The following is a 19,418-nucleotide window of genomic DNA, read 5'->3' on the forward strand; positions in this document are numbered from 1 at the left end:
ATCTTCAAACTAATTAAGATTAATAAATTATTAATTGTTAAAATACTGATAAATATCAGGTTGTTTTCTTTGCAGAATGAGTAAATTTGAGAGACAAACCTTAATCTTACGTACTATGAAAAAGATATTATTCCCAACCGATTTCTCTGATGCTGCTACCAATGCATTTGTCCATGCTTTAGAATTTGCTAAAGTGGTAAACGCCGAATTAATCTTACTTCATACATTCGAGATTCCTGTTTACGACAGCCAATTCTTTCCAGAGAATTATGCTTCTATATACAGTTCAATCGAACTAGCAAAATTTGAAATGTTTAAGGATGAAATTCCGAAACTAAGAACTATTGCAGCAGAACGTAATCTAGAAGATATTGTGATCAAACATCGCCTAATGGATGGTGACCTTATTTATAATCTAAAAAACGCAGTTGAAGAAGATAACATCGATTTTGTCATCATGGGTACAAACAGCGTTTCTGATTGGACGAAATTCTTCACGGGATCTAATACTGAATCTGTGATTTCAGGGGTTGAAGTACCCGTTTTATGTATTCCTATTGATGCTAAATACAAAAAGGTCAAAACAATAGGTTTTACCACACGTTACAGAGAGAAAGACAAAAAAGAACTGAAAAAAGTCTTGAAGATTGCAAAAAAGACTGACGCCAAGGTTAAAAGTTTATATGTAAAGACATCGAATTCTGATGTTACCGAAGAAACACGAAAAGAATTTGAAAAAGAATTCGCTGGAGAAAATGTTGAATTTTTAGTTCTGCCAAGTGATGATGTAAAAGAAACCATCCTTGATTTTGTGCTGTATAAAGACATTGATATTCTAACGACTATAACGCACAAACGCTCTTTCTTTGAGAGCCTTTTCGATTCTAGCTTTTCAAAAAAAATAGCCAAAGAAGTTCCTATTCCAATTTTGGTTATGCACGAAGATTAATAACAATGTTGATGATTTTATGACTTAAAAGCTATATTTGTATTCAAGCAAAATAATAGAATGAAAGCATATCCAGACAACGTTGCAAAATACACAGAACTCTATAATAAGACCAACAAAAAATACAACAGCATAAGCCTATTGAGGCTATTAAGTATTGCTCTTTTCTTGTTTTTTATGTTTTACTACATCAAAACAGATCAAATACTTTATGTCATTCTAGCTGTTTTATCTTTTGCTGGTTTTATTGTTTTAATGAGAATACATTCGCGATTGTCATTTCAAAAATTATTGGCAGAAACATTGCTAAAAATCAATCAGAATGAAATTGCTTTCTTAAAAAGAGAAAAAACACCTTTTGAAAATGGAGCCGAGTTTATCGATTTCCATCATCCATACGCTTACGATCTAGATATTTTTGGAGATCATTCTTTATTTCAAAACCTAAACCGAACAGCTTCCTTTATCGGAAAAAAAACACTTGCTGAATTGTTGCTAAATACCCTTCCTCAGAGAGAAATTCTAGAAAATCAAGAAGCTGTAAAGGAATTAAAAAGCAAAATCGATTGGAGGCAAGAATTTCAGGCTTTGGCAATCATAGGCGAAGATTCCAAACAATCTTATGAAGCGATAAAACACTGGAATTCTTTAAAAAACAATTCACTTCCGAAAGTTTTAATTGCATTGTCAATTATTCTTCCTGTAACGTTTTTTGGATTCTTGACAGCTTATTTCATTACGTCTAAAACGATTTTACTTTCATATTTAACATATGTTTTTATCGCTAATTTGATAGTTTTAGGAAGATCTCTGAAAAGAATTCAATCGGAAATAGCAAAAGCAGACAACATCGATAAAATCGTAAAGCAATACAGTTTATTGATTGAAAAAATTGAAAAAGAGTCTTTCCAGTCCAAAAAGCTACTTCATTTACAGGAACAGTTGAATTTTAAAAATGCAAAAGCGAGCCAGCATTTAAAACAGCTTTCTGAGTTGTTTTCGAGAATGGACACCATAAGCAATTTTGTGACAGCTATTTTATTCAACGGAACATTCTTATTCAATTTGCATGTTTTAAAAGCATTATTAAAATGGAAAGAAGATTATGCTTCAGAAATGAATCATTGGATTGCCATAATTGGTGAAATCGAAGCTTTAAACAGTTTAGCCAATCTCGCTTACAATAATGAAGATTTTGTGTTTCCTGAAATCAATTCAGAATATAAAATCGAATTTACAAATCTAAGCCACCCGTTACTCAATCCAGCAACAAGAATTGGAAATGACACTCAATTTTTTCCACAATCTTTTGTGATTTTGACCGGGTCTAATATGTCTGGAAAAAGTACGTTTTTGAGAAGTTTAGGCATCAATATGGTGCTTACCGGAATTGGCTCAGTTGTTTGTGCGTCTAAAGCTAAAGTACATCCACTTCCAGTATTGGTTTCAATGCGATTATCTGACTCTTTATCGGATAGTGAGTCTTATTTCTTTGCTGAAATTAAACGTTTAAAACAGATTATGGATGCACTTGAAAATCAGCCTGCATTTGTTTTATTGGACGAGATTTTAAGAGGTACAAACTCCGACGATAAAAGAAATGGAACAATTGAAGTAGTGAAAAAGATAATTTCTAAAAAAGCCATCGGAGCCATTGCAACTCACGACATTGAAGTTTGTCTGACTACAAATGACTATCCCGAAATTTTAACCAATCAATGTTTTGAAGTTGAAATTCGAAACAACGATTTATATTTCGATTATAAACTACGAAACGGAATCTGCAAAAACAAAAGCGCAACTTTCCTAATGCAGAAAATGGGAGTTATTTAATTGTAAATGGTGAATTGTTAATTCTTATTTTCTTTAGGGAACAAAATCATTTACCATTCACCATTAACAATTAATTTTCTTCGTACATCTCCATCCACAAACGAGTTTCTTCCAAATCCAATTCTTTTTCTATTTTGCGGAAGATTTCTTCGTTTACAGAACCTGATTTATGCATTGATTCTAATTTTGCTCGTTCTACATTCAGCAAATCGATTTGAATTTTAGTGAAATCATTAAAAATTTCACCCCCAAGAAGTTTTCCGTTTCCAAAGAAGTTAGCAGGAAGTTCAGTCTTTTGAAGTCGGTTGAACTTTACCTCATATTTACTTTTAATGTTATGCAACAGTTCGTCATTCAGCAACGAGAAATTATCTTCTATATGGGCAATAGTTTCTGAAACAATTACATTTCGAACATTATATTCTTCTGCAAGTATCGAATAACGCTCAATTTTCAGCTTTTTAATCAACCATGGAAGCGTAAGACCTTGTATTACTAAAGTCGACAGAATAACACAAAAAACTAAGTATATAATTAAATTTCGAAGCGGAAATGCTTCTGTTTTATTCAACATTAGCGGAAGCGCCAACGCAGCAGCCATAGAAACGACTCCGCGCATTCCAGACCACCCAAAAATGATCATGTTTCTATAATCAAAGGCTTCTTTTTCACGAATCCTTTTACTAATCATTCTCGGAATCATCGTTGCAGGAACAACCCATAAGAAACGCACCAAAATCACTACGACACTTATAACAGCGCCCCAGATAAATAAAGAATTGCCAGAATAATTGCTAATTCCCGCAATAATCTGTCTCAATTGAAGTCCGATTAAAATAAAAATCAAGCCGTTCAGAATATTATTTAAGACATCCCAAATGGTATTGGTCATAATTCGGCTTTCGTGAGAAAAGATTGTTCCTGATCTCGCCGCCAGAAAAAGACCTGTTGTTACTACAGCCAAAACTCCTGAGCCTTCAAAATGCTCCGCAAGCAGATACGAAGCAAATGGCGTTAATAATGTCAATGTCACCTCAATAATATCATCGCAAACAAATCTTTTATGAATATAAAACATAATATAACCAACAGTCAGACCTATAGCTATACCGAGAGCCGACATTAAAACAAAATTTAATCCCGCTTGCCATAGAACAAAATTTCCTGCTGTAATTGCCGTAAGGGCATACTTATAGGCTACAAGACCACTAGCATCGTTCACCAAACTTTCTCCTTCTAAAATTGCTATTAATCTCGGATTAAGCCCCAAACCTTTTGTAATGGCTGTTGCCGAAACTGCATCAGGAGGCGAAACAATAGCGCCAAGCAAAAAAGCTAACGGCCAAGACATATCATCAATAAGCCAGTGCGCAAATACAGCAACTAAACCTGTAGTAAAAAAGACCAAACCAACAGCAGCAAAAGTTATAGGCCGAATCGATTGCTTAAAGTCGGACCAACTGGTGTGCCACGCGGCGTGATACAAAAGCGGCGGTAAGAATATAATAAATACAATTTCTGGACTCAAAGCAATTACGGGAAGTCCAGGAAAAATACTAATCACAACACCGCACAAAACCAAAACAATTGGTATCGGAAAATTATATCTTTTACTAACAAGACTAAGAAAAGCTACACCGAAAAGCAGCATGATGATTACGGTAATATTCTCCATTTATTCGCGGTATTTATTGATTTTTGGTTTATGGAATTTGGGCACTAAATTAAGATTTTATAACAACTAAATTAGATTAAGATTAAAAAAATAGAACTTCAATTTTATTGACTTATATCAAACTTTTTACTTTTAAACCGCTTTAGATTTGCTTTCTATTATTTCAACAAAAAAATATGATAAGTACAGAATTAAATCCGTTAGTGCAATTTGGATCTACTTAAAAATCCACTTAAATCTGTAAAATCTGCGTGAAACTTTTCGACGCATTCTAAATAAAAAAAAACCGAATCTTAAATTAAGATTCGGCTTTTGATTTTTATGATTCACAACTGCTGCAAGAAACCAGACTTGTAACCAATTCTTTAGAAACACTTTGGCTTCTTTGGTAATACAAACTTTTGATTCCTAATTGCCAAGCTTCAATCATTAAGCGATTTACCTCTTTAATTGGAAGTTCGGCTGGAATATTAAGATTTAAACTCTGCCCTTGATCAACAAATTTCTGGCGAATTGCCGCTTGCTGTACAATCTCCAACTGGCTTATTTCTTTGAATGTTTTAAATACATCTTTTTCGGTCTGAGAAAGCTGTGAAATATGCTGCACACTTCCACCATTTAGCATAATTCCTCTCCATATTTCCTCATTATCCAAACCTTTTTCTTCAAGCAATTTTTTCAGGTATTTATTTTTACGCATGAAATTCCCTTTGCTCAATCCCGCTTTGTAATAGTTGCTGCTGAAAGGCTCAATACCTGGTGAAGTCTGTCCTAAAATTGCCGAAGAAGAGGTTGTCGGCGCAATTGCCATTGTAGTGGTATTACGTCTTCCGTAGCCTTTTAACAATTCTGGTTCACCATAAATTCTAGCCAATTCCTGCGTCGCTTTATCGGCTTTATCACTTATATGTTTGAAAATTTCAGTGGTTTTCATTTTAGCTTCCAAACCTTCAAACGGAATCATGTTTTTCTGCAAATAAGAATGCCATCCTAAAACGCCTAAACCAAGCGCACGGTGTCTTTTAGCAAATTTATTAGCTGCAGCAAGATAATAATTGCCTTCTGTTTTTTCGATAAATTCTTGTAAAACGGCATCTAAGAAAAAGATCGCTAGTTTAACCGCTTCAGTATCTTTCCATTCTTCATACAATTCTAAATTCATTGAAGAAAGACAACAAATAAATGATTCGTCATGAGTTGACGGAAGCATAATCTCACTGCATAAATTACTTGCGTTGATTCTAAGATTTTGATCTTTATAAACTTGTGGCTTATTTTTATTTACGTTGTCACTAAAGAAAATATACGGCAATCCTTTTTGCTGACGGCTTTCTAATACTTTCGCCCAAATTTGTCTTTTTTCTGCATCTCCATCAATCATTTCCTGCATCCAATAATCTGGCACGCAGATTCCGGTAAACAAATTTTGAATTGGATTTCCAATGCTTTTAATTTTCAAAAACTCCTCGATATCTGGATGATCGACATCTAAATAAGCAGCAAACGCACCACGACGAACTCCACCTTGAGAAATCGTATCCATAGCCGTGTCAAAAAGTTTCATAAAACTTACGGCTCCACTACTCTTTCCGTTATCTGTTACAGCACTTCCGCGTTCGCGTAGTTCACCAAAATAACCAGAAGTTCCGCCTCCAATTTTAGTCTGCATAATTACTTCACCCAATTTATGTGTAATGCCTTCAATTTTATCTGGCACGTGCACATTAAAACAAGAAATCGGCAAACCTCTTTCTGTTCCCATATTGGCCCAAACTGGCGAACTAATACTCATCCAGCCTCTTTCGATCATTTCCATGAAAGATTCTTTCAACTCAGGTTTGTACAGTCTTCTAGCCGCAGCTGTACAAATTCTATCAATTGCTCCTTCTACAGTTTCTCCTTTTAAAAGATAACCACGGTTTAAAATCTGTTCACTTTCAGAATTTTTCCACCACATTTTACTGTCGTTTTGTGGTTCAAAATTATTTGCTGGGTTTGTGTCTATTGTATTCATATATAATGGGCTTGTATTAGAAAAGATCGTTTGCTGTGATGCTCTTATCGTGTTTTGTATATTCTACAGGACGTTTCGCAAAGAAATCATCTAGACTGTTTGCAAAAACCTCTTCTTCAAACCAGGTCATTTTTGAATATTCTTCTGGAGAAACATTAAAAATAGTTTCGATATTGATTTGTTTCAAGCTCTCGTCAATTCTAAATTTCATGAAGTTTACCAAATCTTCTTTGTTTATGGTCTCAACAGCACCATTCTCGAAAATCCAGTCTAAAATATCAGCTTCAACGCCAATTGATTCTTTAACTGTTTCTCTTACCAATTCCAGAGTTTCTGCATCAAAATATTCTGGGAATTCTTCACGGATTTTATTGATGATATAAATTCCTCCATTGGCATGAATCTGCTCATCGATTGAAGTCCAAGCAATAATATTGCTCACGTTTTTCATATATCCTTTGAATCTGGTAAATGACAACAAAATGGCAAACTGACTGAATAATGAAACGTTTTCAATTAAAATACTGAACAGAATCAAAGAAACCATATATTTTCTGTTGTCGTGAGATTTAGTGTCTTTCAGCACATTTGAAAGATAATCCACACGTCTGCGTATTACAGGAACATCCAATAATTTTTCGAATTCGTCATTATAGCCTAAAACTTCCAGCAAACGGGAATACGCTTCTGAATGTCTAAACTCACATTCTGCAAAAGTAGTTCCTAAACCGTTGAATTCTGGTTTTGGAAAATGCTCATATATATTACCCCAAAAACTTTTTACAGCTACCTCAATCTGCGCGATTGCCAACAAACTATTTTTGATTGCTGTTTTTTCAGCCAGATTCAAATGCGCATGAAAGTCTTGCGTATCGGCAGTAAAATCTACTTCAGTGTGTACCCAGTAAGCTTTATTAATCGCTTCGGTAAATTGCAGAACCTCAGGATATTCAAAAGGTTTATAATTGATTCTTTTATCGAAAATTGACATAATATATAGAGTTTTAAGTGACTATTTTGAGATAGGAATGCGAGCGCTCAAGTTGGGGAGTGGTATTAGCGTGATTTCTATAATTACAAATTTAGCCCACAGTTATTCTTTTGTCTAGTTTTAGATGTTAAAAATCTGTCCAATTATCAACAGTTTTAAAACTTCAAAAATTTGTGATTTTATAAATTTTATCAACATGAAAATCTTAATCTGTAATTCGCAATGAACTAGCATTTTCCCTAAAATTAAGGTGGGGTTATCAACATCAAAAATTGAGTTTTTCGGGGTTGGAAACCAAAACAGTTATCAACATTCTCATTTTGGAAATAGAAATTTGAAAGACAATTCCAATTGAAAAAAACGCTATTTATTAATAATTATTCTAAATAACTCTTATTCGGCAAAAAACACAATTATCTTTATTACAAATACTTATCGCTAAAACAGGCTATAAAAAAGGTAATCATACACAGAATGTTGCCTAAAAATATCAGAACGGCAATAAATATGATTGCGTTTACGCTTTAAAGAAAAAAGATTGCAAAAACCTACTTTTACTTTTACGATCCTTGAGTATTAATAAAACTCAATCGTAAATCTTTTTTACTGTAAATTATTCTTGCATTAAGAATATTAATTTTTACATTTGCTTTTATTTTTATTTATTCTAAATAGAGTGAAAATATTCTCAAAAATAAATTGATCTTGTACAATTCAATAACTATAAATTATCCAAATATGAAAAAGAGCCTTTTTGTTTCTTTTGCATTTGCTGCTTCATTGTTTGTAAGTGCCCAGCAAAAAAACTCGCTTTTAGACGCAGCTTTCTGGAAAACTTCACCAACTGTTGAAACGGTTCAGGCAGAAATCGCTAAAGGAAATAATCCAGCTGAAGCCAATGCCAATGCATTTGATGTTACGACATTAGCGATTAATAACGATGCTCCTTTTGCAACTATCAAATTCTTAGTTGAACAGCCTGGAAACTCAGTCACAAAATTAACTCACGACAATCGTATTTATCTGCATTGGGCTGCTTATAGAGGCAATGCCGAATTGGTACAATATTTAATAGACAAAGGTTCTGATGTAAATTTTGAAGATAGCCACGGAACAGCTCCTGCTGATTTTGCTGCTTCAAACGGACAATCAAATCCGGCTCTGTATGATTCTTTTTTTAAAGCTGGACTTAATCCGACGAAAAAATATGCTAATGGTGCAAACCTTTTGCTTTTAGCTATTGCTTCTGACAAAGATTTAAAAGCAGCAGAATATTTTTCTACTAAAGGAATGTCTTTAAAAGATGTTGATAATGATGGAAACACAGCTTTCTCGTATGCCGCGAGATCTGGAAATATTGCTCTTTTGAAAAAACTTTTAGAAAAAGGAATTAAACCAACAGACACCGCTCTTTTATTTGCTGCACAAGGAAGCCGAAGAGAGACAAATACTCTTGAAACTTATAAATATTTGGTTGAAGAAGTAAAAATTAAGGCTATAGCTCAAAACAAAGCAGGACAAAACGTATTGCATATTTTGGCTGGAAAACCAAATCAGACAGAGATTATTCAATATTTCTTAGCAAAAGGAGTTGACCTAAACAAAGCCGACAAAGAAGGAAATACTGCGCTAATGGCTGCTGCATCGGCAAGAGAAACGGGAATTTTAGAACTTTTCCTTCCAAAAGTTAAAAACATCAATGCTCAGAATCTAAAAGGAGAATCGGCTTTGACTTTTGCTGTTAGAAACGGATCTCCAGAAGCTGTAAATTTACTTTTGGCTAAAGGTGCCGATGTAAATGTAAAAGACAAAGACGGAAACAATTTAGGCGTTTACCTAGTACAATCTTATCGTCCGGCAGGAAGAGAAAAAGCTGCAACAGATCCTTTTGATGCAAAAGCAAAACTACTTCAAGATAAAGGTTTGGACTTAGCAGCTCCTCAAAAAGATGGAAACACTTTATATCATTTAGCCATTACTAAAAATGATGTTTTGCTTCTTAAAAAAATTACCGATTTAAAAGTAGATATCAATGCTAAAAATAAAGATGGTTTAACGGCTTTGCACAGAGCGGCGATGACTTCTAAAGATGATGCTATTTTAAAATATTTAGTTTCTGCAGGAGCTAAAAAAGACATCAGCACAGAATTTGACGAAACGGCTTACGCTTTGGCTAAAGAAAACGAAGTACTTACCAAAAATAATATCTCTGTTGAGTTTTTAAAATAACTTTTAGATCGTTATGAGTTTTGAGTTAAAAATTATGAGTTAAAAATGAAGCTCATAAATAATTCAAAGCGCAATACTCATAACCTATAATTCATAATTCATAACTTATTTTCATGAAATCAATATTAAAAATTGCTCTTACAAGCGCTTTTATCTTTTTAGTTTCTTTCCAATCTCAGGCACAATCTAGCAAATACAAGGTTATGCTTCAAATGAATAACTATATGGGAGAAGGCGCTTATATTGTCGTTTCTTTAGTCAATTCCGCTGGTGAATACGAAAAAACGCTTTATGTAATGGGCGATGACAAAAAATGGTACAAATCATTAAAAGAATGGAATAAATTCCATTCTAAAAAAAACGAAGACATAAGTGCTAAAACAGGTGCTTCTGTGACTGGCGGAGATCGCAGTGTAACGACAATCGAAATAGAAAATTCTAAAATCAATAAAGGGTATAAATTGCGTTTTGAATCGGCTGTAGAAGATCAGAAATACTACGTAAGCGATCTTGAAGTGCCGCTTACAACAGAAGGTCTTGCTGAAAAAACAGATGGTAAAGGCTACATTAAATATGTAAGATTAAACAAAATATAATCTTAAGCACATTATTTTTTAACCTTATAATGAGCACAAATTTTATTTTTGTGCTTAGAATTAAAATCTGAGCTTTGTCATTGTTGTAAACTTTGTCAAAGCTTTAAACGTTTTTATAATAGAATACACTCCATGACTCTTTCTTTCTGGCGTTACGCACACTTGGCTCTAGCCTTATTTTCTTCTATTTTTTTGCTTTTGGCTTCGGTAACCGGAATTATTCTAGCGGTTGATGCAGTTCAGGAAAAAACACTACCGTATAAAGCTGAAAATTTTAACGAAATAACTCTGGGCGAAACGTTGCCAATTCTAAAGAAAGCATATCCAGAAATCACAGAATTGAGCGTAGATTATAATCAGTTTGTAACGCTTCAAGCTATTGATGCAGACGGAAACGACATTAAAGCATACATTGATCCTAAAACAGGAAAAGCATTAGGAACTCCTGCAAAGAAATCCGAATTTATAAACTGGATAACGGGTTTGCATCGTTCGCTATTTCTTCATGAAGCAGGTCGTTTTTTTGTGGGTGTAATCTCTTTTTGCTTATTGCTAATATCCATTTCAGGTTTTGTGCTGGTTTTAAAAAGACAGCGTGGCATTCGAAATTTCTTTTCTAAAATAATAAAAGAATATTTCGCTCAATATTATCATGTACTTTTAGGAAGATTGGCTTTAATTCCGATTTTAATTATTGCACTAACGGGAACTTATTTATCGTTGGAAAGATTCAACTTTTTTATGGGCGAAGAAAAAGCAAAACCTGTAAAAACAGAACTTTCAGAAAAAGCAAAAACAGTTTCAATTTTCAATACCACTTTATTGTCTGATGTAAAGAAAATAGAATTTCCTTTTACAGATGATCCTGAAGAATATTATATCATTGAATTGAAAGACCGAGAAGTCGAAGTAAATCAGGTTACAGGAACTGTAATTTCTGAAAAACGTTCGCCAATGACGGCACAATTTGCGGCATTAAGTCTTGATCTTCACACAGGAAGAATTAACGGAATTTGGGCTGTTATTTTGGCAATTGCCTGCATCAATATTTTATTCTTTATTTATTCAGGTTTTGCTATTACTTTAAAAAGAAGGTCAAGCCGAATTAAAAATAAATATAAAGCTGAAGAAAGTACTTTTATTATTTTGGTAGGCTCAGAAAACGGAAGCACTTTCCGATTTGCCAATGCCATTCAGAAACAATTAATTGATCATGGCCAAAAGGTTTTTGTAAGCGAATTGAATAAATTTTCAGTTTATCCGAAAGCAGAACATATTATCGTTTTTACTTCAACTCACGGTTTGGGAGATGCGCCTTCAAACGGAACGCAATTCAAAACATTACTAGAAAAACAAAATCAAGAGCAGCATATTAACTTTTCTGTGGTTGGTTTTGGTTCAAAATCATATCCCGATTTTTGCCAATTTGCTATCGAGATAGATCAACTTTTAGGTAAACAAAAGTGGGCAGACCGCTATTTAGATCTGAAAACTGTAAATGATAAATCTGCTGTTGAATTTGTAGAATGGGTAAAATTGTGGAGCGAAAAAACGGGAATTCCGTTGGCGACAACTCCGTCATTATATAACCACGTTCCAAAAGGTTTACAAAAATTTATGGTTTTGGATAAAACACCAATTTCTGAAACCGAACATACTTTTATTCTGACTTTAAAATCTAATGCCAGAACTAAATTTAGCTCAGGCGATTTACTGGCAATTTATCCTGCCAATGATTCTAGAGAACGCCTCTACTCTATCGGAAATCATTCTGGCAATATTCAGCTAGTTGTAAAATTGCATCCAAACGGATTGGGTTCTGGATTTTTGAATGCTTTAGAACCTGGAAATGTAATTAAAGCTCAGATTGTTAAAAATCCTGCTTTTCATCTTCCAAAAAAAGCTCCAAAAGTGGCTTTTATTTCTAACGGAACTGGAATTGCTCCTTTCTTAGGAATGATTGAACAGAATAAAGCAAAACAAGAGCTTCATCTCTACAGCGGATTCAGAATGGAAACGCCAACACTAATGGCTTATAAAAAGTTTTCTGCGATCATGATACAGAAAGAACATCTGGAAAATTTCCATGTTGCATTATCTCGCGAAGCAGAGCATATTTATGTAATGGATTTGATTAAAAGAGATGCTAATTTCTTCGTGAATGTATTGAAAAAAGATGGTGTCATTATGATTTGCGGTTCTCTTGCAATGCAAAAAGATGTAGAAAATGTTCTAAGCGAATTATGTTTATCAAAAGGATTAAAAACGCTTTCTGAATACAAAGCTAACAAACAATTTTTGACGGACTGTTATTGATTGTTGATTTTAGATTGTTGATTTTAGATTTTAGATTTTAGATTTTAGATTCTTGATTTCTAATTTCTAATTTTTAATTTTTAATTTTTAAGTCTAAAACAAATCCCAGAGGGATGACATATTTATAGATTTAATTTTATCTGAATACAGCTAAAGCCCCAGAGGGCGACATACATAATCTACAGATATCGCTCCTCAGGAGCTTTATTCATAGGTGTCAAATCTATTTCTATAAATATTATGCTCCTCCGGAGCCTTTTTAAAATGCTATAAAAAGATTTTCATGCATAAATTATTATCATATAAAATTTCATTATTTTTTTTAATCGCTTACTGTGTATCTACACATTCTCAAGTATTACGAAAAAGGACAACGCTTTTGATGGGCGGACGCTTTGATATTTCTATTGTAGATAAAGATTCGCTTTCTGCGGAAAAAAATATAGATGAAGTTATTGCAGAAATCACTAGAATTGAATATTTAATCTCCGATTGGAAACCAACTTCTCAGGTTTCTGAAGTCAATCAGAATGCTGGAATAAAACCTGTAAAAGTGGATCGCGAAGTATTTGAATTGACTAAAAGAGCCATCAAACTTTCTGAAATCACAAATGGCGGTTTTGACATTAGTTTTGCGGCAATGGACAGAATCTGGAAATTTGACGGTTCGATAACCGAAATGCCTTCGGCGGACGCCATAAAAAAATCGGTTGAAAAAGTGGGCTATAAAAACATTATCTTAGACAGTACAGAATCGACCATTTTCTTGAAATTGAAAGGAATGAAAATTGGTTTTGGCGCTTTGGGCGAAGGTTATGCAACCGATAAATGCCGTGCGATGATGATTGCAAAAGGCGTTCAAGCCGGAATTATAAATGGTTCTGGAGATATGAGCACTTGGGGAAAACAACCCAATGGAAAAGACTGGAAAATCGGAATTACAAATCCGTTTAAACCTGAAAAGATTTTGGCCGCAATTCCGCTTAAAGAAGGTGCTGTCACAACCTCGGGCAGTTATGAGAAGTTTGTTGTTTTTAACGGAAAACGTTATTCGCATATTATAAATCCCGCAACGGGTTATCCTGCCACTGGGTTATGCAGTGTAACTGTCTTTGGCCCAAATGCAGAAACCGCTAACGGATTAAGCACTTCGATCATGGTTTTAGGTCAAAAAGAAGGTTTGCTTCTACTTCAGAAATTTCCAGATTACAGCTGTGTTCTGATTACGGATAAAGGAAAAATAGTTAAGTCTAAAAACTTTCCTTATGAGTTATGAATTACTTCCAGCTAAAGCTGGAGGCAATTCATAAATAAGCTTTTACTCTTAGCTCCCGATAGCTATTGGCATTACGAGATTATTTTGACTACATTAGCAATAGAACGCTTTGCGTAAACAGTCTGCGAAAAATTCCTCACTTGATTTTTTTACAATTAGAATTTTGAAGCAAATTCTTTTGCAAAATCTTCTAATTTAATTTTACCTGTTGCATTTCCGTCATTATTTAGAAAATCGGCTGCTATGGTTTCGTTTCTCAATCCAGTTCCCATTTCGGTATATAAACCTGCCATTTCTTCTGGAACTCCTGCTTGAGTCATTCCGCCAAAATATTGTTCGTCTGTAAATTCAATCCACGGAAGTTCTGGTTTTCCAATAGCCGTTCCAAATGCTTTTACAATTTCTGAAGGCGTTTTTACATCGCTTATAATGTAACGGATGTTTTTACCTTCTGTTATTTCCTGTAATTCTTCGGCCGCTGCGTTGGCAATATCTTCTGGATGAACTAACGGAATACGGTTTGACGCTGGGAAATTTGCTCCCATAATTCCTGCTCCTTTTATCATCGGAATATCATTAAAGAAATTAAAGTAGAAATATCCGGCTCTTAAAAAGGTAATTGAAGTTTCTAATTTTTCGTAAATCTTCTCAATATTATATAAACCTGCAATTGGTCCGTTTCCTGTTGGCAAATCGGCTCCAATACTGCTCAACATAACTACTCTTTTAATATTGGATGTCTGAATTGCTTTCGCGAAAGCGGCACCAGCATCGGTAGTATTCTTTACAATATTTACTCCGCCCATATTTGGCGGTGTCATGGCAAAAAGAGCATCAGCACCGGCAAAAATTTCAGAAAGAAAATCGGCATCGCTAACTGAACCAATTGCGGCTTTTGCGCCTAAATCTTCAATAGCAGATTTTCTATCTGCATTACTGCTTATAACGGTTACATCGTGACCTGATTGTACTAATTGTGCCGTTAATGGCTTTCCTATGTTTCCTAATGAACCTGAGATTATAATTTTCATCTTTAAATGTTTTTTTATTTAACAAGACAAAGGTATCTTTGTACTTACTTTTATACAAGTACTTACCCTAAAGTATGCATTATGACAGCAATTAAAGAATCGTCTACAATTCAGGAAAACAAGCAGTATGCCTTAGAAAAATGTCCAGTAACTTTTGTTATGGAGAAAATTGGAGGCTACTGGAAGCCTATTATTTTATATCATTTATCGACTGGAGATAAACGATATAGCGAATTGAAAAGAGCAATTCCGGCAGTGACAGAAAAAATGCTCATTCAGCATTTAAAACAGCTAGAAGCAGACGGATTGGTTATTCGCGAGGCAAAACCTGTTGTTCCTCCGTTTGTAACTTATAGATTAAGCAATGCAGGAACTGGTTTGCTCCCTGTTATTGACGCCATGGCTTCATGGGCTTTTAAAATGAAAGACGGAGTCTATAACATTTAATAGACACCGTCTTTTCAAAAAACAAAAACTAATTAACTTAACTTTTTAAATATGAAATTGATCAGGCATCAATTTCACTAGTCGACTTAATTTATTTGTATTGAATATTACTTAGTTTTAATTCTGTTTAATAAAAACCAAAGCTTCTTCGTAATTGGCAATTTGTATAAGAGCATTGTAAATGTATTTTGACACCAATGCTCCACCATCTGAATTAATCAGTTCAATATCATCATCTGGCGTGTGGTATTGCGGATGTCCGCCTGTATGAAACCCAACTGCCGAAATAGATTCTTTGTAGAAAGAAACATGATCTGAACCGCCTACATCTCCTGCGTGAATAACAGGATTTAACCCTGAGTTTTCCTGCAGTTTTTTCATTAATTCAACTCCATTCGGAAAAGTTCCTGCCCCTCCCATATAAAGTTCTTTTTTATCATTCAATCTTCCGACCATATCCATATTAAGCATTAATTTTACAGCTTCTTTTGGAACGGGAAGATGATTTACAAAATATTTGGAACCAAGCAATCCTTCTTCTTCTCCGCTAAACGAAATAAAAATGATGCTTCGTTTAGGTTTTACTTTTTGCTTTGAAATTTCTTCTAAGATGCAAAGCAAAGCCGAAACTCCAGACGCATTATCATCGGCACCGTTATGAATAGCAAAAGCTTCTTTCTTTTTACTACCAGAACCTTGTCCGCCCCAACCCCAGTGATCGTAATGCGCACCGATTACGATGTATTCGTTTTTCAAAGCAGCATCTGAACCTTCAATATAGCCTACAACGTTTTGCGTTGCTACGCTATCCGATTTCATTTTATTGATGCCTTCTTTGACAAATACTTTAAAAGGCTGATAATAACTATCATTGAATTGCCGTAAACCATATTTCTTAAAATACTTTTTGATATATGCAGCGGCTTCATTATTTCCTTGAGTTCCCACAAAACGACCTTCCAATTTATCAGATGAAAGATATTTGTCATGTTTGTAAAAGGTTTTAGACATATCATTACTTTGAGCATTCAAATGGATGCTGCAATACAAAGTGATTATAAAAAGGCATTTTAGAGCTTTCATATTTTATTACTAACTAAATTTAAAGGCTAAGTTCAAAAGAGGTATGTTTAATATATTTTCGATCATAAGTATACAAAACGTGTATTCTCTTGTCTGCGGTCTGGATTATGGCTGGATAGCTGAACTCTCCTTTTTCTTGTTTTTCTAGATCAAATAGTTTAGTCCAGTTTAAGCCGTCTTTCGAATATTCAACATCAAGAATATTTCGTCCGTTAAACCAGTCTTTTCCCATCGGAAGTGGGTTATTTACTAGTAAAAACAGATTTTTATTCACTGTTAAGGCATCAATACCAGAATTTGAATTGATGACATTTATGGTATTAGTCCTAATCCAGCTTTTGCCATTATCTCCCGACCAGCTAGAAACCACTTTATTATGCTTGCTTCGAGATAGCATCTGAATATCGGTAGCACTGTGAATTAAAAATGTTGGCTGAATAACATCAAAGTTTTGATTGTTTTCTACAGGTATTTTTTTCCAAGAATCTGTTGCTTCCGTGTATTCTTCCACATGCACGCGCCATTGGTCTGTGTTGACGCTTTCTGTGCTGCTTCCGCATAAAATTACGCCTGGAGCAGTTTCGATAGGTTTGTTTCGGATTGGACCTAAAATTCCGTCTGGAAGATATTTTGGTTCTCCCCATGTTGTTCCATTATCTTTTGAAACCTTCATAGCACCAAACCATTCCCTCGGATTTTTTCCAATTTTATAGAACAAATACAAATTCTGGCTTTTGCTTTTAAATAAAACTGGATTCCAACATGGCAGCGTATCTCCGTTTTTAATTAATGGCTGAATCAGTTCTTTAGGCGCAGACCATTTTTTGTCTTTATAAGCCGAGATGTAAATTCCGACATCTTTTGCTCCTTCATATTTTCCACCAAACCAAGCGGCTAAAATTTCGTTGGGCTTATATTCCACCAAAGTTGAGGCATGGCTATTGGTTGTAACAGGCGGATCTGCAATATAACTGCTTTCGATATTTACAGCCTTTAATTGTGCCTTTGTTCCATTAGAAAAAAGAAATAAAGCAAACAATGCTGCAACAGTATATTTTGTCTTTAAAATCATTTTATTTTAAAATTATTAAACACATAGAAACATAGATTTTTTGTTTTTACGAAAAGAATAAAGAAAGAAACTAGTTTCTAACACATAGCTATGTGAAAGAAATATTTTTCTCTTTGCTTTTCTTTTTAGACACAGAACCTATGTTTCTATGTGTTAAAATTAAACTTGCTCACTTTCACACAAAGGAAATTGCTAATTATGAATTAAAGTTGGGGCAAAAATTCACAGAGCTTCATAAAAAACAAAAGGAGAGTTACCTCTCCTTCTGCTCAAGTAACAAATCGATTGATCTTTTACTTTACCAAATTAATTATTTTGTGTCCCACCAAAGTCTTGTTCCACCTGAATCTGGACCTCCTAATTTAGAAACTCCATCTTCTACAGCAGCTTTGTTTGATGAGTACTCATTTGTAGTGTAAATAATTCTTTTCATCAAAGATTTACCAACTCCAGCATCTGGATTATCAGTGTTTAAAACTGGATAGATTACTTTAGCGTCGCTTCTTCTTAAATCTGCCCAAGCCTCCCAAGATTCTGGGAAAATGGCTAAGTATTTCTGAACTGCAATTTGAGTTCTCTGATTAGCAGTAGATGCAGACCAAGCAACTGGCAATTTCACAGGAACGTCTTGCAAATCTAAAGTTGGGTACAATGTCAAAATGTTTGGCAATGTTGGTAATGTAGAACCATTGATGTAAGCATTAACAGTTGTAGGATCAGTGATTCCCCATTGTGCAAGAGATAATCTAATACCTGTTTCATACAAAGTCTTAGCATCTCCGCCCATGTTCCATCCATTTAAAGCTCCTTCTGCTCTACTTAAGTAGTTTTCAGAAGCCATAAAGATTTCAATATTTTTAGTTTCGCTAAGTGTATTAGCTGCACCATTTCCTAAAACATCATTGTTAAATTTAGAGAACTCAGTAGTTCCAAATTGATCTTCTAGGCCTCCAACTGGATTTCCTCTATAAGCACCTGTAGAAACTGGGGCAAACCATTTTGATAAACGTGGATCGTTGTAACCTACTAAGATACTTTCCATAGAAGCTGTCATTACATAACCCCAGCTATTTACGATCATGTTTAAGTTGTTTGGCGTAATGTTACTTGCTTTAAAGAATGCGCTCTGATCGTTAGTCTGCATAACTCCAGCAGCTACTGCCGCTTCAGCTTGAGTTTTTGCAGTTGCAGGTTCTTTATCAGAAATTCTTAAAGCCAAACGTAATCTCATACTGTTTCCAAAGATTCTCCATTTGTCAACACTTCCTGCATAAACTCTATCATTTGGGGCAAGAGAAGCAACTGAAGTTGCAGAAGTAGAAGTTAGTGTTGCGTTAGCTTCGTCCAATAATTTAAAGAAATCTGCATAGATAAATTCTACACTGTCGTAAGGAACTTTTTCTTTTCCGTTTCCTGCTTCAGTGTAAGGAATTGGTCCGTAAGCATCAACCATTTGGTTGTACATGAAAACTTTCCAGATTTTTAATACTGCAGTCGCTTCTGCATTTCCTTCAGATGCTTTAAAAGCATTTGCTAAAGCTGGAGCCGCAACGGTGTAAAATCTTGTCCATCCTCTACCTTCGTATCCGTTTACGAAAGCATTTCTTTCTGTTCCGTACCCACAGTTTAAGTAGTGGATGAATGTTGACGATAAAATACCTGTCGCGATACCCCAAGTACCTTGATCATCTACACCTGGAGACGAATAAGACCCATTGTGGATACCTGCATAAAGTGCAGATGCAAATGCTGGCCCTGCCAACGTTGGATCTAATTGACTTTCTGTAAGCGAATTAGGATCTGTATTTATTTCGTCGAAATCTTTTGTACAACTAGCAAAAGTAGACAGCATCGCTATAGCAAGTCCTAGTGTTTTTATTTTAAAACTATATTTCATGATATCTCT

The 19,418-nt window shown here is 34.5% G+C and carries 14 protein-coding genes; 7 read left to right on the plus strand and 7 right to left on the minus strand.

The features are described 5' to 3' along the window. The first annotated feature begins 115 nt into the window (after positions 1 to 115). Positions 116 to 949, plus strand: a complete 834-nt coding sequence (locus BLP44_RS18305) for a universal stress protein (protein ID WP_008467395.1) — start codon at positions 116 to 118, stop codon at positions 947 to 949. A gap of 60 nt (positions 950 to 1,009) precedes the next feature. Continuing rightward, positions 1,010 to 2,782 carry a MutS-related protein gene (locus BLP44_RS18310; RefSeq protein WP_091135018.1) on the plus strand — a complete coding sequence of 591 codons (1,773 nt, stop codon included), beginning with the start codon at positions 1,010 to 1,012 and terminating at the stop codon, positions 2,780 to 2,782. 70 nt (positions 2,783 to 2,852) lie between these two features. Here the strand turns inward: BLP44_RS18310 and BLP44_RS18315 are convergent, their stop codons facing one another. The 3 genes from BLP44_RS18315 to BLP44_RS18325 form a co-directional block, all read right to left on the minus strand. Next, positions 2,853 to 4,457, minus strand: coding sequence for a Na+/H+ antiporter (locus BLP44_RS18315; RefSeq protein WP_091135020.1), 1,605 nt, complete (start codon positions 4,455 to 4,457; stop codon positions 2,853 to 2,855). A gap of 319 nt (positions 4,458 to 4,776) precedes the next feature. Then, entirely contained in the window at positions 4,777 to 6,471 is a 1,695-nt protein-coding gene (locus tag BLP44_RS18320) for a ribonucleoside-diphosphate reductase subunit alpha (RefSeq protein ID WP_091135021.1), read from the minus strand. A gap of 16 nt (positions 6,472 to 6,487) precedes the next feature. Continuing rightward, a complete protein-coding gene (locus BLP44_RS18325) occupies positions 6,488 to 7,462 on the minus strand; it encodes a ribonucleotide-diphosphate reductase subunit beta (protein WP_091135023.1) in 975 nt (324 codons plus the stop codon). A gap of 738 nt (positions 7,463 to 8,200) precedes the next feature. Here BLP44_RS18325 and BLP44_RS18330 point away from each other — a divergent pair. The 4 genes from BLP44_RS18330 to BLP44_RS18345 all read left to right on the plus strand — a co-directional run bounded on the left by BLP44_RS18330 (position 8,201) and on the right by BLP44_RS18345 (position 13,879). Next, entirely contained in the window at positions 8,201 to 9,691 is a 1,491-nt protein-coding gene (locus BLP44_RS18330; RefSeq protein ID WP_091135025.1) for an ankyrin repeat domain-containing protein, read from the plus strand. A 113-nt stretch (positions 9,692 to 9,804) separates the two neighbouring features. Beyond that, positions 9,805 to 10,287, plus strand: a complete 483-nt coding sequence (locus tag BLP44_RS18335; protein ID WP_066034362.1) for a DUF2271 domain-containing protein — start codon at positions 9,805 to 9,807, stop codon at positions 10,285 to 10,287. Between the two features lie 132 nt (positions 10,288 to 10,419). Further along, a complete protein-coding gene (locus BLP44_RS18340; RefSeq protein WP_091135026.1) occupies positions 10,420 to 12,603 on the plus strand; it encodes a PepSY domain-containing protein in 2,184 nt (727 codons plus the stop codon). Positions 12,604 to 12,886: 283 nt separating this feature from the next. After that, on the plus strand, positions 12,887 to 13,879 hold the full coding sequence (locus BLP44_RS18345) for an FAD:protein FMN transferase (protein WP_091135028.1): 993 nt from the start codon (positions 12,887 to 12,889) through the stop codon (positions 13,877 to 13,879). Positions 13,880 to 14,034: 155 nt separating this feature from the next. Here the strand turns inward: BLP44_RS18345 and BLP44_RS18350 are convergent, their stop codons facing one another. Next, positions 14,035 to 14,910 carry an NmrA family NAD(P)-binding protein gene (locus tag BLP44_RS18350; RefSeq protein WP_091135030.1) on the minus strand — a complete coding sequence of 292 codons (876 nt, stop codon included), beginning with the start codon at positions 14,908 to 14,910 and terminating at the stop codon, positions 14,035 to 14,037. 81 nt (positions 14,911 to 14,991) lie between these two features. Here BLP44_RS18350 and BLP44_RS18355 point away from each other — a divergent pair, with 81 nt between their 5' ends. Further along, positions 14,992 to 15,357, plus strand: coding sequence for a winged helix-turn-helix transcriptional regulator (locus BLP44_RS18355; protein WP_008467415.1), 366 nt, complete (start codon positions 14,992 to 14,994; stop codon positions 15,355 to 15,357). Between the two features lie 117 nt (positions 15,358 to 15,474). Here BLP44_RS18355 and BLP44_RS18360 read toward each other — a convergent pair whose 3' ends face one another. From BLP44_RS18360 to BLP44_RS18370, 3 genes are all read right to left on the minus strand, one after another. Then, positions 15,475 to 16,440, minus strand: coding sequence for a M20/M25/M40 family metallo-hydrolase (locus BLP44_RS18360; RefSeq protein ID WP_244511811.1), 966 nt, complete (start codon positions 16,438 to 16,440; stop codon positions 15,475 to 15,477). 19 nt (positions 16,441 to 16,459) lie between these two features. Further along, positions 16,460 to 17,512 carry a sialidase family protein gene (locus BLP44_RS18365; protein WP_091135034.1) on the minus strand — a complete coding sequence of 351 codons (1,053 nt, stop codon included), beginning with the start codon at positions 17,510 to 17,512 and terminating at the stop codon, positions 16,460 to 16,462. A gap of 310 nt (positions 17,513 to 17,822) precedes the next feature. After that, positions 17,823 to 19,409, minus strand: coding sequence for a SusD/RagB family nutrient-binding outer membrane lipoprotein (locus BLP44_RS18370; RefSeq protein ID WP_091135036.1), 1,587 nt, complete (start codon positions 19,407 to 19,409; stop codon positions 17,823 to 17,825). Positions 19,410 to 19,418 lie beyond the last annotated feature (9 nt).

This window comes from Flavobacterium anhuiense (assembly GCF_900101855.1).
GTDB classification, from domain to species: Bacteria; Bacteroidota; Bacteroidia; order Flavobacteriales; family Flavobacteriaceae; genus Flavobacterium; species Flavobacterium anhuiense.

What these genes read in the sequence shown, in the direction of transcription:
- BLP44_RS18305 (WP_008467395.1), top strand. Translation starts at nt 116, where the DNA reads ATGAAAAAGATATTATTCCCAACCGATTTCTCTGATGCTGCTACCAAT.
- BLP44_RS18310 (WP_091135018.1), top strand. Translation starts at nt 1,010, where the DNA reads ATGAAAGCATATCCAGACAACGTTGCAAAATACACAGAACTCTATAAT.
- BLP44_RS18315 (WP_091135020.1), bottom strand. Translation starts at nt 4,457, where the DNA reads ATGGAGAATATTACCGTAATCATCATGCTGCTTTTCGGTGTAGCTTTT.
- BLP44_RS18320 (WP_091135021.1), bottom strand. Translation starts at nt 6,471, where the DNA reads ATGAATACAATAGACACAAACCCAGCAAATAATTTTGAACCACAAAAC.
- BLP44_RS18325 (WP_091135023.1), bottom strand. Translation starts at nt 7,462, where the DNA reads ATGTCAATTTTCGATAAAAGAATCAATTATAAACCTTTTGAATATCCT.
- BLP44_RS18330 (WP_091135025.1), top strand. Translation starts at nt 8,201, where the DNA reads ATGAAAAAGAGCCTTTTTGTTTCTTTTGCATTTGCTGCTTCATTGTTT.
- BLP44_RS18335 (WP_066034362.1), top strand. Translation starts at nt 9,805, where the DNA reads ATGAAATCAATATTAAAAATTGCTCTTACAAGCGCTTTTATCTTTTTA.
- BLP44_RS18340 (WP_091135026.1), top strand. Translation starts at nt 10,420, where the DNA reads ATGACTCTTTCTTTCTGGCGTTACGCACACTTGGCTCTAGCCTTATTT.
- BLP44_RS18345 (WP_091135028.1), top strand. Translation starts at nt 12,887, where the DNA reads ATGCATAAATTATTATCATATAAAATTTCATTATTTTTTTTAATCGCT.
- BLP44_RS18350 (WP_091135030.1), bottom strand. Translation starts at nt 14,910, where the DNA reads ATGAAAATTATAATCTCAGGTTCATTAGGAAACATAGGAAAGCCATTA.
- BLP44_RS18355 (WP_008467415.1), top strand. Translation starts at nt 14,992, where the DNA reads ATGACAGCAATTAAAGAATCGTCTACAATTCAGGAAAACAAGCAGTAT.
- BLP44_RS18360 (WP_244511811.1), bottom strand. Translation starts at nt 16,440, where the DNA reads ATGAAAGCTCTAAAATGCCTTTTTATAATCACTTTGTATTGCAGCATC.
- BLP44_RS18365 (WP_091135034.1), bottom strand. Translation starts at nt 17,512, where the DNA reads ATGATTTTAAAGACAAAATATACTGTTGCAGCATTGTTTGCTTTATTT.
- BLP44_RS18370 (WP_091135036.1), bottom strand. Translation starts at nt 19,409, where the DNA reads ATGAAATATAGTTTTAAAATAAAAACACTAGGACTTGCTATAGCGATG.